This window comes from Methanobrevibacter sp. AbM4, from assembly GCF_000404165.1.
GTDB classification, from domain to species: domain Archaea; phylum Methanobacteriota; class Methanobacteria; order Methanobacteriales; family Methanobacteriaceae; genus Methanarmilla; species Methanarmilla boviskoreani.
Map to the genome: position 1 here is coordinate 482,501 of NC_021355.1, position 14,438 is coordinate 496,938.

Below are 14,438 nucleotides of genomic sequence, written 5' to 3' on the forward strand. Positions count from 1 at the left end.
CTTCCATAATAGTTATTTAATTTAATATAGCCTTTAGGCATATCTTTTATGGCATTACTTAATGTTTCAATAATGTCATGACCTACAAATTTAGTTGTATCTTTAAATTTAATCCAGTCATGTGCTATGGAGATTAGAAATCCATTTTCATTAGGTTTGATTTTGATCTTAACATATAAATCTGAATTAATGATCTGTTTATTAATTATTTCAATTGTAGGTTCCATTTCACTATCGATGATTAACACGTCATAGTCATCAAATGTTCCTTCGATTTCGGACTGTATAATATTACACAAATCATCAATCACATCATTAACTGCAGATGTATTGTCATTATTTTGTAGAATTTCTATAATTCCATTAATACAGTCTAAAATCATTTTATAACCTCTTTATATTTTTTAAAAATTAACAATCTATTTAATTTTATAACATCTTAGTTTTTATAGTTTATACTATTTATAAACTAAGACTCAATTTTTATATTCTTTAATATTAATTCCACAAAATGGGCATAGGACAGTATTCTCTTTAACTTTATTACCACATTTTGGACAGTAGGTTCCTAATTTCAATGGTTCTTTGTTCTTTCTATCTTTATGTAATATGGATTCTTTAATCCTTTCAAATTCTTTTAATGACTGGGGGTTCCATTCATTCTCAATTAAAATCTTTTTTGCAAGATATGCCTCTGTCATTGTGTCGAAAGAACCGAATTTTTTATCTCCTTTAACTATTGTGAATTTATTTATTTTATGATTGAATTCTAATTTACCTTCAATCCTGGATTTGTCTATTTTATTATGTTTTATCTGTCCCTTTGGTCTTTTTTCTGGAAAGGGAGGCAAATCCATATTTTCATATTTGTTTTCTAAATCACATTCAACAAGTAAATCATAGTCAAAGTTACAGTAAATTAAACAATCCCTTTCATATAATGCATCACTTAATTTACTAAATTCTCCATAATCTTTATTTTTGTGTTTTATTCGATAATGGTCTCCTACACGGACAATATTCCTATAAAAGTATCTAATATCGATTTCTTTAATAGAATCCCCTCCATACCATTATCTATTTAAAATATTTCTTCTTAAAAAACAGTTTATTTGTAAGTATTTCTTTGATTTTTTTATTTAATAAAGTTTATTAACTTTACAAATTCATTAACTGTTAAACTTTAATTCTATTTTTTTGCTTATTTCATTTATTGTAAATTTATTTAGTGCCTATATTATTTTTTATTTTAAAAAAATTATTATATACTTTTAAATAAATTATTATTCATGTTAACAATAGAAAATGGATTGGTTTTAAAGGGTTCTAATCTTGATCCTGTTTATGAAAATATATTAATAGATGATGGAGTGATTATAGAAATCTCTAAAGAGGTTAAAGAAGGTAGGACAATAGACGCCTCTGGTTGTATTGTATCTCCTAGTTTTCTAAATGCCCATGTTCATATTGGTGATTCCATTATTAAAGATGAAGGTGATGGTTTAAGTTTAAGTCAGATGGTTAAACCTCCAAATGGTATTAAGCATAAGGCTTTGGAAAATGCAGAACCTGGGGATATTGTTCAGGCTATGAAATCATCTATGGATGATATGCTTTCAAGTGGAACCACCCACTTTATTGATTATAGGGAAGGTGGAGTCGAAGGTGTGAAATTACTTCGAAAGGCTTCTTGCAATCTTCCAATAAATCCGATTATTTTGGGAAGGGATAATAGTTTCTATGGTGAAGATCCTGATATGAATCTTGTAAAAAGACAGTTACATAAACTCTTAAAATATGGTGACGGTGTAGGTTTAAGTGGTTTTGGTGAGATATCCGCTGAAGTTTCAGAGTTAATATCCTCGGAGTGTGCTAAACATAATAAGATATCCTCAATACATACTGCAGAGTCTATAAATGCTCAAAATAAATCGATTGAAAAAACAGGTTTAAGTGAGATTCAAAGGGCTGTGGATTCTTCTCTAGATCAGGTTGTTCATTGTACTAATCCTGTTGGTGATGATATTAAACATCTAAAAGAATCTAATACATCTGTGGTTTTATGTCCTAGGGCAAATGCCACATTGAATGTTGGGATACCTCCAATAGATGATGTCCTATGTGAGAATATTCATCCACTTATCGGGTCTGATAATATAATGTTGAATGCTCCAAATATAATGAGGGATTTGGAATTTTCACTAAAACTAGCAAGAGCATATTATAGGAAATATTTCAATCCAAAATTTTTCTTTGAAATGGCAACAACAAATATTTATAAATCTAAAAAGACTAATCCCCGTTTATATGATGTAGTAGGTAAAACTGTTATTGAGGAAGGTAGTTCTCCACAGTTAACAATTTTAAGGAAACTATCAAAAAACCCTTATTTAAGTATAATTAATAGGACTGAAACAAAAAATATATTATATGTAATGAATAAAAATACACTTGTAGATTATAGTAATAATCAAAATTATAATGATTAATTAAATTTTCTTTAAAAAATGATAGATTATAGAAAATTTTTTTTAATTATCAATTAAAAATTATTTCACATAATAACTTAAATCTAAGTTGTTTTATGGATATATGGGATAAAAGGGTAAATGTAATATGATTTCCATATATTTTTTGATTTATAGTACCCGTTATTTAATTTATATATTTCAAGGAGATTTAAAAATGTACAAAAAAATATTATTACCTACTGATGGTTCAAAATATTCTGAGAATGCAGAACAACATGCACTTTTCCTAGCTGAGAAATCAGGTGCTGAAATTATTGCATTAAGTGTAATTGAAAACGGTTTTTCAATAGGTCTTCCATCAGATGATACTATTTATGAAATAAATCAAATGCTCAAAGAAGAAACTAAACAAAATCTTAAAAGAGTTGAAGAGATTAGAGATGAAGTTGATAGTAGTATTAAAGTAACTAGTTTAGTTAAAGAGGGATCTCCTGCTGCAGTAATTTTAGATGTTGCTGAAGATGAAGATGTTGATTTAATTGTTATAGGTAGTTCAGGTAAAACTGGATTTGATAGATTTTTAATGGGTAGTGTAGCATCTAAAGTTGTTAAATCCGCTAAATGCTCAGTACTTGTTGTAAATTAAATCTTTAATTTTTAATAATTTATAATTTAATTGAAAAAATAGTTATCTATTAAAATTACTGGATATCTACAATTTGTAATTAAGTTTATAAATTAATTATTCGAAGATATTAAAAATTAATTATTGATTGATTTAATATTATTTTATGATTAATCTTCTATTTTTTTAATTTCGATAATTTATTTTAAAACTTATAAAATATTTTATTAAATTAACTAAAAAATGGTGGAATTATGTTAATAAAAAGAATAGTGTCTAAAAACGTTGTAAGCGTTTCTGTTCCAGGTAATAGACATAAAGCTTTAGAATTAATGAAAAAAGAAGATGTTTCTGTTGTACCTGTAACTAAAGGAGATACTAAAAAAGTTATTGGAATATTAACTCGTTCTGATTTAATTAATAATCCTGACGAGGAACAAATTGCTCTTTTAATGAGTAGAAAATTGGTAACTGCAAAACCAAATGAGGAAGTAAGTGTAGTTGCTAAGAGAATGTTAGAAAATAATGTTAGAAGAGTTCCTGTTGTAAATGATGATGATGAACTCGTAGGTATTATAACAAGCTATGATCTTGTAACCTCAGCACTTGCAAAATTGGATGTTTCAATTCCAGTTGAAGATTTCATGATTACTAATGTTCCAACTACTTGGGATGAGGCACCATTAAATGTAGCTTTTGAATCAATGAAATTCTTTGGTTTAAAATCTATTTTAGCTTTAAACAGTAATTGTAAATTAACTGGTATATTGACCGAGACAGACTTTATTGCAGAAAGTGAAATTATCTCTGAAAGAACTGAGCATAGTTCTACAGTAGGTACTGAAGGAGATAAATGGTCATGGGATAGTACCTCAATATTATACATTGAGAAAAACCATCTTAAATTTACAAATAAACTTGTAAAAGATGTTGCAACCTCAAATGTTGCAACTGCAAATTCAAAAACAAAAGTATCTGATTGTGCTAAAAAAATGAAAGAATTAAACATTGAACAAATTCCTGTTACTGATGTTGACGGTGAAATCTTAGGTCTTGTTCGTGCTAGTGACTTAATGAAAGCACTTATTGATGCAAAATAGACCATTTCTTATTCTTTTATTTTTTTTATCAAATTATTTCTTTGTTTTAATTTTTTTAACTTTTTTATTCTTTTCAAATTAGTATTGTTTAAATTTAATAAAAACAAATATTATTATTAACTAACTTTTTATTTTTATTAAGTGAATTTATAAAAAATGATTTAACGGAGTAATGATATGTCATCTGAACCGATTTTGGTAATTAGAACAAGTCAAAGGAAAATTATTATTAGAGCTCGTATTGAAGATGATTATGTTGAAAATGAAATTCTTTTAAGTCCTATTTTAGCAATGTATAGAAGAAATAATGATAATATTATTAAAAATTTCTTGGATCTTTTTGAATCTTCTGTTAAAAGAACTATAAATGAATTTATACCTCATAAAACTTTAAATATGGATTACAATGTAATTGCAGATGATGATTTAGATAATGCTACACAATTATCTGTTAATGTAACTAATATTGAAGCAGATAATCTAAAATTCCGTATTGATGGTGGAGAATTTACTATCTTTAATTTAAATCCCGAAAGAAATGAGAAAGTTCCATATGATAATAATATTAGTAGGGTCTTACTTACTCCAGATATTGTTTTAAAAAAATATAAAGAGCTTTATGATAAGCGTCAAATAGATTTAAAAAAACCTAAAAGACAATATGTTGGTGAGGATTACAGTCCTGAGGACTTAAACTAAAACATTTTCTATTTTTAATTTTTCTTTTCTAATTTAATTTAATCTAATTATTATTGTTTTTAATTGGATAGGGAAATTTCTTATAAAATTAATATATTAAATATTTCCTTTTAACTTAGTTGATTACAGAAATTTCTTATAAAATTTGTATATTAAAGCTTTCTTTTTCTGTTTATTTTAATTTTTATATCATTTTTAATTGAATATATGAAATTGGCTAAATTCAATTGGTATAAATTAAAACTATGCTTAAAAATAGGTTTAAAAAATTGGTTTTATAAATGATTCTAAAAATTAGATTTAAGAATTCAATTATTATAGTTAAAAGCAATTATTAAAAATTAGATTTAAGAATTCAATTATTATAGTTAAAAGCAATTATTAAAAATTAGATTTAAGAATTTGATTTTTATCTTTGGAGATAATTAAATATGAAAAAATAATTTATAATGTCTTTTTTTATAGGTATTTAATGGATAATCTTATTAAAAAAATAAATAAAGAAGTTATAAAACATATTTATTTTTTTAAACAGTTCTTCTAATCAATTTAAGAATTTTAATTGCAAAATCTTCTCCTTTATCAATATCAACATTGTCTATAATGATTTTACCGTTTTTTGAAATGCTTATGTCTACATCTTCATTGCGGAATAGGATAAGACCACGATCATTGAAGTATTCAACATCACTAAATTCCTTGGATAAATGATTGATTGTTTCTTCAATATCTATTTCATAGGGAAGATTCTTTGTAAACATTACCTTATTATTTTTTGCTTGACATCCCCTATAGGTGTAAAGTTTCTCGTCATTATCTTTAATTTCGGTAATATTTATTCCAATCTTTTTAAATCCTATTGCTTTAAATTCATCCTCTATTAATTGTAATGTTTCAACATTTAATAATGGCTCAATATTATCCGTTTCAATAATAGCATAACTATTAAGTTTTCGAACTTTTACAATATCATTTTTTGTAATGTTTTCAACAATCTTTTCGGCGGTATTTATTCTATTTATTAAATTTCTAGTGATTGGTTTATTGGTTTCAATTCTAGTTGCAAGACATGTGGTTGATTTATTATATTTTATATTATGCTCTTTAAGGAATCTATGCACATCCCTTGTTTCAAATCCCGCATCTATTAAAGGACTTTCAATATTATATTCATATTTCGCTATAATTCCTGGTCTGTCCTCTAAAAAGTCACTAATATTATTTCCGTCAATTACATAGTCAAGGTTATTTTCCTCTGCAAGCTTCTTAATTGAGGAATAAATTTTATTTCTACAGATCAAACATCTTTTTTCATTATTCTTACAGAACTCCTCATCTTTTATAAACTTATCTTTAACTATAATCTGTTTTAGATTGAATTTATCTGCTTGTTCTTTACTTTTTCTAATAAAATCTTTTGGGAATAAACCATTATCAAAGGTGAAAAGGATAATTTCTTTACAAAGGTTCGCCCCGACATATGCAAGTAAACTACTGTCTGATCCTCCAGAAAAGCATAATGCTACCTTTTTATCTTTTAAACTTTCTTCTAATTTCTTAACTTTTTCTCCATATTCCATTGTATCACACAATATTTATTCATGATTTTTAAAATGGTTTATTGCTTTCATATAAATATTTAATAATTGTATATTTTTTTTTAATTGTTTTTATATTATTTAATAAATTTTACTCAATTTCTAAATAATTTCAATATTTTCTATATTTTAAGACATTATTTGTATGCTATTTTCTTAATATATTTCAATACCTCTTTGGCATCTTGGGTTTTAATGTCTTCATGGGAATTGATATATCTTATAAGTTTATTCATCTTATCTTCAGGGAGATCTGATTTTTTAAAGATATTCGGATAGTTTCTATGGGGATAATAGATTTCTTTTGCTATTTCATGTATCTTTTCACCTTCCTCTTCTGTGATTATTCCAGAGGAGATAGCCCCCTTAAGTTTATAGTCAATATTAATCAATGCCTCTGATAATGGTCTATATGTTTTAGGGTCTAATATTACGGCAACATCATCATCAGATTTGATATTTCCATTTTTATATTCGTTATAAACAAAACCTACACCTATCATTCCAAGACTGTCAAGTTCTGATGCTCTTAAAGCACCCATACTAGATCCACCAACAACGGTTATCCCTTCATTCAGTGCTTCCATAATTTCTTTATGTGCTACTGCAGGTGCTGAGTGAAATTGCCCATCTATTATGCCAATAATATCGGGTTTTTCCTCTTCTTTAAGAATTTTAAATATGTCCCCTCTTTTAACGGGAGGCCTATAATCTGCATCAAGTATTTGGCTTGCATCATCAAAACTTAAGGATAATCCTGTAAAAACTATAATCCTTTTATTATTCTCCATTTTATTACATCCAATAAAAATTATTTAAAAATCTAATAAATTTAAATAAATAATAAAACAATTGTTATATATCTTTATTTTTATTAAATTTATATATTTTTATTATTTCTTTTTAATCTTTAAGATTAAATAATATTTCTTATTAAACTTAAAAAATTTATTATTTTTATGATGTTTTTAAAGTTTGGCTATAAAAATAGATGTTTTATTAAGTTTTAAAAAAATAGGTAAAAAATAGGTGTTTTTAGATTCTTTAAAGGAATTTTTTATATCTGGTACCTAGTCTATCCTGGTCTAGTGTATAAAGTTCTGCACCAGGAATTACAACACGGCAAGCATTAATATTAATTTCAGGTCTTGTTAAATCGTCAAACAATATTTTATCAAAACCACTTTCAATTAGATGACTTTTACAGATTTCAATATCCTCTTTAAGTGATGAATTACCACTTAAATCATTCATATCCTCTATTGAAATCTTGTTTTCCTCTTCTTTATAATAGATACTATTGATTTTTTTCATGCGGTCATAACCTGCTTTACGCATGAAATTTGCCCTTGTAGTATCCTCCCTTGTACCATGTATCTGTGTTGCTCTACTTTGTGCAACCTCCGTTAATGCACGTATGATTGCTATATTCGGATCAAGATGTGTTCCAACACCTAAACATAAAAGGGCAGGATCTTTCAGTGAATCATCATCACTTGATGCTGTAACGGTTGGAACATTAATGTCACTTGTAACATCCATTAATTTAATGTTAATGTTCTGTTTGTTAAATTTGTCAAGTAATTCTTGTATGATTGGGTTTTCTATACTATCTGTATCAATCTGCCTTTTATTTTTATGGACTATTTCAAACAGACTCCATGCATCCCTTTCAATAACCTCAAAGATTCCGTGAAGTACGGCCTCTTCAATGACATTTCCAGATGCAAGTCCGTTGGTGTTTCCTTTAAACAGTGGTGTTGCACTTTTATTTGATGGGATATATGGGTGGAAAACTGCGTTTGCAGGTATGTAATACTCCTCCTCACTTACAATATCAATACAAGGATACCATTCAAGGGTTGTAACAGATAGAATGTCATCGGTAATGTTGTTCGGTAGATATAGGCTTTTAGGGTCAATGAATTTTTCACCTTTCATGTCTTCAATGGAAGATACTATGATCTTTTCCTTATCTGTCTCTTGCATCTCGGCGGAATATCTCTCAAATCCCTCCATCATTGCAGATGCTTCAGCTTGATCTTTATTTGCACCCTTTCCTGCATATACACTCACTGCTCCAGATTGTGCAGTAGGTCTGATTGCTGAGAAGACAGGTATTCCCACCCTATCTAAACCAGTAATATCTGTAATTCTAGTAATGCCCGCTGTTTTAAGTTTATCTTCATTTTTTTTAAGTGTTTCTGAGGGTTCACAAACTCTATGGCCTGTTTTAAAATATTTCAATTTAACATCTGAAAACATTAATTTACCACCAATTTTATATTATGTTTATTATGATTTTTTTAAGATTTAAAATATTTTATTGAGTTTTAAAATTAGTTGTGAAGTAGGCATGTCCACAATTGAAAAATAAAAAAAAGAAATGTAAGAATAATTCTTTTACATTTTTTGTGTTTTAATAAAATTACATTAATAAATTAAGAAGTCCACCATTATATGTATAGTATACAAGTATTCCTGCAAATGCTGTAATTATAAGCCATACTAACGGATTCCAATTAAACACCTTTCTACCATCAAGCATACTTATAGGTATTAAGTTGAACAATGCAAGGAAACTGTTAGTTGAAAATCCTAAAAAACAAATTGATTGGATAATTGAAGTTCCAACTGTATATGGACCAAATATCGCTCCGGCATTAAGTAATATTCCTAAAAATATTAATGCAAGTATAATGTTTGTAAGGGGTCCTACAATGGAGATTATTCCATTTTCCTTATTACTCATATAGTCTCCATAGATATATACTGCTCCAGGAGCCGCAAATATGAATCCGAAAAATGAGGTTATAAGTGAAAACACCAAACCTGGAATCCATAATTTAAATTCCGCCCAGTAACCATAATGTAATGCAGCATACTTATGTGCAAGTTCATGTAATATAAAACCTAGACCTACACCAATCATAATCATTGGTAAGATAAAGATTAAAGTACCTGGATTCCTATTGGAATAAAGTATACTAAAACCTAATGAAATAACCAGAAATGATATGATTAAATCAATTGATTCTTTTTTAGTAATATGAAACATAATTTCATATTAGCTTTTTTACTTTATATATTTATACTAATCAAATTCCATTTTATATGGGGGTATATCGTTTAAAATTGGTTATTTGTTATTGTTTTTATAAAAATTTTAATTTGAACTATTTATTTTTATTTTAATTAATTTTTATTATAAATTTTACTAATAATCCAATTATCTTTTATTTATAATAGTTTTAAACAATTATTTATTAATATTTAAATTTTTATAAATTAAATAACTTGTAGTTTTTATTTTAAATAGTTTTTAATAGGTAATTTTTAAAATAATTCTGGATAATATTTTTGTTTGTCATTTAAATTCCTATTAATTCTTTAATTTTTTAATATTTTTTGGATTTTACTTATAAGTTTTAACAAAAATCTTTAATAATGATTTAAATTAAAATTATTATTGATTATGGGTTTTATAATAGGAGATAAAAATGTCAGAATATGAAAGTCCAAGTTCAATTCATTTATCTAATTTGATTAAGAAAACTAAAGAAAAAGGTTATGACGGTTTATTATTAACTGAACCTAACAATATTAAGTATTTGTCTAACTATGATACTAAAAGCTTTGCTTTTGCTATTTTAAGTGATAATCCTGTTGTTTATGCGACTGAATTAGATTTGGAAAATGCAAAACTTAATTCTCAAATAGAAGTTAGAAAATTTGAATCTTTATCTGCATTAAATGATGATTTGGTTAAGGAAGGTTTAACAAACTTTGCAATTGAGTCAACACTTCCAATTAGTTTGTATGAAAAGTTTTCTGATAAGTTCTCTGGAAAATTAAATTTAACCATTGATCATTTAATTGAAGATGAGAGAATGGTTAAATCTTATGATGAGATTGTTAAAATTCAAGAAGCAACTAAAATTGCTCAAAAGGCATTTACTGATTTGGATGTTTTATCTAAATATGATTCTGGAGCTAGCGAATGGGAAGTTTCCTATGAATTAGGTCGTTTAATGAGAGATTATGGTGCTGAATCAGAATCATTTGATACAATAGTTACCTCAGGTTCAAATTCATCATTACCTCATGCTGAACCTGAACATAAGGAACTAGAAACACCTATTTTAATTGATTGGGGTGCAAAATATAAGGGATATTGTTCTGATAATACAAGAACTATTGTTTTCAGTGAAAAACAACAAGAAATATTTGACATAGTACTTGAGGCTCATGATAAAACTATTGAATCTATTAAAGAAGGTATGAAAGCCTGTGAAGTAGATAAAATAGCAAGGGATATTATAACTGAATATGGTTATGGTGATAAATACATTCATAGTACTGGTCATAGTTTAGGTTTGGATATCCATGAGAATCCGAATGTTTCAACAAGAACTGAAACCGTTCTTGAGAAGAACATGTTTATAACTGTTGAACCGGGTATTTACCTTGAGGGAAACTTTGGTGTAAGAGTTGAGGATACGGTTCTTATTGATAAAAAAGCTCATGTTATTGGAGATCTTCCAAGAATTATAATATGAACTCTTTTTTTATCTATTTCTATTTAATTTATGACTTCATTAACACTATATCTTTTCTACTTTTTTATCTATTTCTATTTAATCTAATGAAATCATTCAAAACACTATTTTTTTTAATTACATTTTTTTATCTTTTCCATTAAATCGTCTTTATGGTATTTCTACTTCTTTAAATTATAATCTTTATTTAAAACTAGATAATTTTTTAATTAAATTATTTATTTTATGTATGGATAATAATAAATTAAATATCTACTTTAATAACCTATCTATATGGATTTTACAAGTGTTGTTGCAAGGTTTTCTATCTTTCTCGAAGGGCTGTTAAATAGAAAAACTATTAACAACTTACAGGAATTATTGCTTAAAGCAGGTATTAATCTTTATATATGTGATTTTTTAGCTATTCTTCTTTTAATATCTATAGTTCTATTTATTTTAGATTTAATCTTAATATTTTTCTTTAATTTTTCATTCTACTTTTTAATTACAGTTTTTGTTCCCTTTCTGGCTCTTTTTTTATTTATAAATTATAAGATAGAAAAAAGGAGGGATATCATAGAGAAAACATCTGCTGATTTCTTAAGACAGTTGGCATCTATGCTTAGGGTAGGTTTAAGTTTTGAGAATGCTATGGAGTATATGTCTGATTATGGTTCTGGTCCATTATATGACGAGATTAGAAGGGCTGTAATAGAGATTAAATTAGGTAATGACTTTGATAAAACATGGATTAAATTAACCAAAAGATTAAATTCTAAGGATTTAAAACATAGTTTTCTAATTATATTGGATAGTAGAAAAAGTGGGGGAAGTATTGCTCAGGTTTTAGATGATTTGTCATATGATATACGGGAGATGTGTGTCCTTAAATCTGAAAGGGAGTCTTCAGTTTCAATGACTATAATGTTTCTGGTTATTTCTGCAGTTATTGCCGCGCCTTTTGCAATGGGTATGGTGAATGTTTATTCTGATTTTGTTGCATCTTTAGGAAAATCTAATAGTTTAATCATGACTGTAAGAAATATCTTAGGATTATACACAATAATCCATTCGTTTCTAGTTGGTTTAATTATAAGTGTAATAAAGTATGGTCATTTTAGAAAGTTTTTACAATATTCTATACCTCTGACTTTTGTTGGATATTCTGTATTCTATTTGATCAGTAACTTTGGTGTAGGTTTCTTAAGTTTTACAGTATAGTAAAGAGTTACTTCTAAATCATTTTGTTTTTCCTGATTTTACAGTTTTAAGATGTGATTTTATATTAGAAAATCCTTGAGAAATTAGAACTTCATTAATATGTTATTTCGTTAAAATGTTTGGGGAATTGGAATTTTGTTAATATGTTCTTTATGTTGAAGATATGGGGGAATTGGAATTTTACTGATGTGATTGTTATGTTAAATAAAATCTTTGATGAATTAAATAGTCAGGTATCTTCCGAACTTATTTTATTAATTGGTGGAATTTTAGTTATTGTACTGATTACCATTAATCTTTATAAAAATTATATGTTTAACACATATCACAGTTTAAATAATTCCGAGATTTCGGATTTTAACCAATCAATAAATAAATTATCTGGAAGATTTAAGAATTTCTAATATTTTTGAAGTTTAAGAAAATATTTAATATTATGATTTTAATAATGAAAAATAATAAAAATTGAATTAAAATTATTGGGAAGTCTTATTTATGGAAATCTTAATCAACGGTAAATATGTCACTAAGGAAGAAACAATGGATGTAATAAATCCATATGATAATTCTGTAGTTGATAGTATATCGATTGCCGATAAAAATGATGTGTTAGATGCAGTTGAAGCTGCTAATAATGCAAAATCTAAAATTAATGAATTTTCATCAAGAAAAGTATCTAATTTATTATATGATGCATATGATGATTTAAAAGCTGAGAAGGATAAGATTGCAAAAATCATTACACAGGAAACAGGTAAACCAATTTCCGGTTCCAATTTTGAAATGGATAGGTCAGTTGAAACCTTAAAGTTTGCAGCTGAAGAGGCTAAAAGAATATATGGTGAAACCGTTCCTTTGGATGCAGGTCTTGGTGGTAAAGGTTTCTATGGATTTACAAGAAAGATACCTTTAGGTGTGGTTGCAGCTATCACTCCTTTCAATTATCCGGTTAACCTTGCAATTCATAAAGTAGCACCTGCAATTGCAGCTAAAAATACTGTAATCTTAAAACCTTCAAGAGAGGCTCCACTATCAGGACTTATGCTTGCCGACATTATTGCAAGACATTTTCCAGATGGTGTTATAAATACTATTACAGGTTTGGGAGAGGAGATTGGTGATGCTTTAGTAAGTAATGATGATGTTGATAAAGTATCATTTACAGGTAGTGTTCCGACAGGATTATCCATAGCCAATTCATCAGGTATGAAGAAGCTTACATTGGAACTTGGAGGAAATGATCCCGTAATTGTTCTTGATGATGCGGATATTGATAAGGCAGTAAGAGGTGTTGTAAATGGAGCATACCTTTTCTCAGGTCAAGTATGTATGGGGGTTAAAAGGGTTATTGTAGATAAACATGTTATTGGTGAATTTACAGATAAACTTGTAGCCGAGACCCAAAAACTTAAAGTAGGCGATCCTATGGATAAAGATACTGATATTGGACCACTTATAAATAATACTGCAGTTAAAATGGTTGAGGAATCTGTAAACAATGCAGTTGAAAATGGTGCAGAGATTGTATGTGGTGGAAAAATTAAGGATAATTTCTATTGGCCTACCGTTTTAAGCAATGTAAATCCTGAAATGGATCTTGTTAAAAATGAAATATTCGGTCCAATTGCTCCTATTATTGAGGCTGATGGTGTTGATGAAGCTATTTCAATTGCAAATGATACCCGTTATGGTCTACAAGCAGGTGTATTTACAGAAAATATTCATAGTGCACTTAAATGTACTGAGGAGATTGAGGCAGGCTCTGTATTTGTAAATAAACAATCAACATTTAGAACAGATAACATGCCATTCGGTGGATTTAAATATAGCGGTACTGGTAAGGAAGGAGTAAAATATGCAGTAGAGGAAATGTGTAAAACTAAACTCATTGGTTTAAATTTACGCTAATTTCTATTTTTTTTAATTTTTTGTTAAAACTAGTTTTATTTTCTTTTAGATTTTGAAATCGTTTTTTAATTAATCTTAAAATAGCTTTCTAATTTTATATTCTAAATATAACTATTAGTAAAATAATAGGTTTTTTTTTATTTGTTTTAATTTATTTGTAAAAATAGGTTTTTTAATGTTATAATATTGGAACTATTAGTAAAATAATATGTTTTTAATTGATTTTAGCTTATTATTGAAAATGGTTCTATTTTAATATAATTTCATTGTCCTAA

The 14,438-nt window shown here is 27.1% G+C and carries 14 protein-coding genes (1 of these 14 cut by a window edge); 8 read left to right on the forward strand and 6 right to left on the reverse strand.

Going from position 1 to position 14,438, the window contains the following annotated elements; all coding sequences use genetic code 11:
• Nucleotides 1-383: the 5' end (the start) of a hypothetical protein gene (locus ABM4_RS01945; RefSeq protein WP_016358000.1), read on the reverse strand. It extends 802 nt beyond the left edge of the window; the window shows 383 of its 1,185 coding nt (coding positions 1-383); it begins with the start codon at nucleotides 381-383; its stop codon lies off the left edge, out of view.
• A gap of 93 nt (nucleotides 384-476) precedes the next feature.
• Nucleotides 477-857, reverse strand: a complete 381-nt coding sequence (locus ABM4_RS01950; RefSeq protein ID WP_016358001.1) for a zinc ribbon domain-containing protein — start codon at nucleotides 855-857, stop codon at nucleotides 477-479.
• A 432-nt stretch (nucleotides 858-1,289) separates the two neighbouring features.
• On the opposite strand from ABM4_RS01950, the gene ABM4_RS01955 reads away from it, so the two are divergent.
• From ABM4_RS01955 to ABM4_RS01970, 4 genes are all read left to right on the forward strand, one after another.
• On the forward strand, nucleotides 1,290-2,489 hold the full coding sequence (locus ABM4_RS01955) for an amidohydrolase family protein (RefSeq protein WP_016358002.1): 1,200 nt from the start codon (nucleotides 1,290-1,292) through the stop codon (nucleotides 2,487-2,489).
• Nucleotides 2,490-2,685: 196 nt separating this feature from the next.
• A complete protein-coding gene (locus ABM4_RS01960) occupies nucleotides 2,686-3,117 on the forward strand; it encodes a universal stress protein (protein WP_016358003.1) in 432 nt (143 codons plus the stop codon).
• A gap of 233 nt (nucleotides 3,118-3,350) precedes the next feature.
• Nucleotides 3,351-4,196: a CBS domain-containing protein gene (locus tag ABM4_RS01965; protein WP_016358004.1), complete on the forward strand. Its 846-nt coding sequence runs from the start codon at nucleotides 3,351-3,353 to the stop codon at nucleotides 4,194-4,196.
• 177 nt (nucleotides 4,197-4,373) lie between these two features.
• Nucleotides 4,374-4,895: a hypothetical protein gene (locus ABM4_RS01970; RefSeq protein ID WP_016358005.1), complete on the forward strand. Its 522-nt coding sequence runs from the start codon at nucleotides 4,374-4,376 to the stop codon at nucleotides 4,893-4,895.
• A gap of 527 nt (nucleotides 4,896-5,422) precedes the next feature.
• On the opposite strand, the gene ABM4_RS01975 is transcribed toward ABM4_RS01970, so the two are convergent.
• From ABM4_RS01975 to ABM4_RS01990, 4 genes are all read right to left on the reverse strand, one after another.
• Nucleotides 5,423-6,475, reverse strand: coding sequence for a PP-loop family protein (locus tag ABM4_RS01975; RefSeq protein WP_016358006.1), 1,053 nt, complete (start codon nucleotides 6,473-6,475; stop codon nucleotides 5,423-5,425).
• A gap of 155 nt (nucleotides 6,476-6,630) precedes the next feature.
• Nucleotides 6,631-7,284, reverse strand: coding sequence for a TfuA-related McrA-glycine thioamidation protein (locus tag ABM4_RS01980; RefSeq protein WP_016358007.1), 654 nt, complete (start codon nucleotides 7,282-7,284; stop codon nucleotides 6,631-6,633).
• Nucleotides 7,285-7,537: 253 nt separating this feature from the next.
• Nucleotides 7,538-8,758, reverse strand: a complete 1,221-nt coding sequence (locus tag ABM4_RS01985) for a YcaO-related McrA-glycine thioamidation protein (RefSeq protein ID WP_016358008.1) — start codon at nucleotides 8,756-8,758, stop codon at nucleotides 7,538-7,540.
• A 163-nt stretch (nucleotides 8,759-8,921) separates the two neighbouring features.
• Nucleotides 8,922-9,551, reverse strand: coding sequence for a site-2 protease family protein (locus tag ABM4_RS01990; protein ID WP_016358009.1), 630 nt, complete (start codon nucleotides 9,549-9,551; stop codon nucleotides 8,922-8,924).
• Nucleotides 9,552-9,993: 442 nt separating this feature from the next.
• Here ABM4_RS01990 and ABM4_RS01995 point away from each other — a divergent pair, with 442 nt between their 5' ends.
• The 4 genes from ABM4_RS01995 to ABM4_RS02010 all read left to right on the forward strand — a co-directional run bounded on the left by ABM4_RS01995 (nucleotide 9,994) and on the right by ABM4_RS02010 (nucleotide 14,163).
• Nucleotides 9,994-11,052 (forward strand): Xaa-Pro peptidase family protein, encoded by a 1,059-nt coding sequence (locus ABM4_RS01995; RefSeq protein ID WP_016358010.1) that lies wholly within the window; start codon nucleotides 9,994-9,996, stop codon nucleotides 11,050-11,052.
• A gap of 273 nt (nucleotides 11,053-11,325) precedes the next feature.
• A complete protein-coding gene (locus ABM4_RS02000) occupies nucleotides 11,326-12,255 on the forward strand; it encodes a type II secretion system F family protein (protein ID WP_016358011.1) in 930 nt (309 codons plus the stop codon).
• 197 nt (nucleotides 12,256-12,452) lie between these two features.
• Entirely contained in the window at nucleotides 12,453-12,659 is a 207-nt protein-coding gene (locus ABM4_RS02005) for a hypothetical protein (RefSeq protein ID WP_040682493.1), read from the forward strand.
• 91 nt (nucleotides 12,660-12,750) lie between these two features.
• On the forward strand, nucleotides 12,751-14,163 hold the full coding sequence (locus ABM4_RS02010) for a lactaldehyde dehydrogenase (protein WP_016358012.1): 1,413 nt from the start codon (nucleotides 12,751-12,753) through the stop codon (nucleotides 14,161-14,163).
• The last annotated feature ends 275 nt before the right edge of the window (nucleotides 14,164-14,438 follow it).

Excerpts from the sequence above, each read along its gene's own strand:
- ABM4_RS01950 (WP_016358001.1), bottom strand. The coding sequence starts at position 857 with ATGGATTTGCCTCCCTTTCCAGAAAAAAGACCAAAGGGACAGATAAAA.
- ABM4_RS01955 (WP_016358002.1), top strand. The coding sequence starts at position 1,290 with ATGTTAACAATAGAAAATGGATTGGTTTTAAAGGGTTCTAATCTTGAT.
- ABM4_RS01960 (WP_016358003.1), top strand. The coding sequence starts at position 2,686 with ATGTACAAAAAAATATTATTACCTACTGATGGTTCAAAATATTCTGAG.
- ABM4_RS01965 (WP_016358004.1), top strand. The coding sequence starts at position 3,351 with ATGTTAATAAAAAGAATAGTGTCTAAAAACGTTGTAAGCGTTTCTGTT.
- ABM4_RS01970 (WP_016358005.1), top strand. The coding sequence starts at position 4,374 with ATGTCATCTGAACCGATTTTGGTAATTAGAACAAGTCAAAGGAAAATT.
- ABM4_RS01975 (WP_016358006.1), bottom strand. The coding sequence starts at position 6,475 with ATGGAATATGGAGAAAAAGTTAAGAAATTAGAAGAAAGTTTAAAAGAT.
- ABM4_RS01980 (WP_016358007.1), bottom strand. The coding sequence starts at position 7,284 with ATGGAGAATAATAAAAGGATTATAGTTTTTACAGGATTATCCTTAAGT.
- ABM4_RS01985 (WP_016358008.1), bottom strand. The coding sequence starts at position 8,758 with ATGTTTTCAGATGTTAAATTGAAATATTTTAAAACAGGCCATAGAGTT.
- ABM4_RS01990 (WP_016358009.1), bottom strand. The coding sequence starts at position 9,551 with ATGTTTCATATTACTAAAAAAGAATCAATTGATTTAATCATATCATTT.
- ABM4_RS01995 (WP_016358010.1), top strand. The coding sequence starts at position 9,994 with ATGTCAGAATATGAAAGTCCAAGTTCAATTCATTTATCTAATTTGATT.
- ABM4_RS02000 (WP_016358011.1), top strand. The coding sequence starts at position 11,326 with ATGGATTTTACAAGTGTTGTTGCAAGGTTTTCTATCTTTCTCGAAGGG.
- ABM4_RS02005 (WP_040682493.1), top strand. The coding sequence starts at position 12,453 with ATGTTAAATAAAATCTTTGATGAATTAAATAGTCAGGTATCTTCCGAA.
- ABM4_RS02010 (WP_016358012.1), top strand. The coding sequence starts at position 12,751 with ATGGAAATCTTAATCAACGGTAAATATGTCACTAAGGAAGAAACAATG.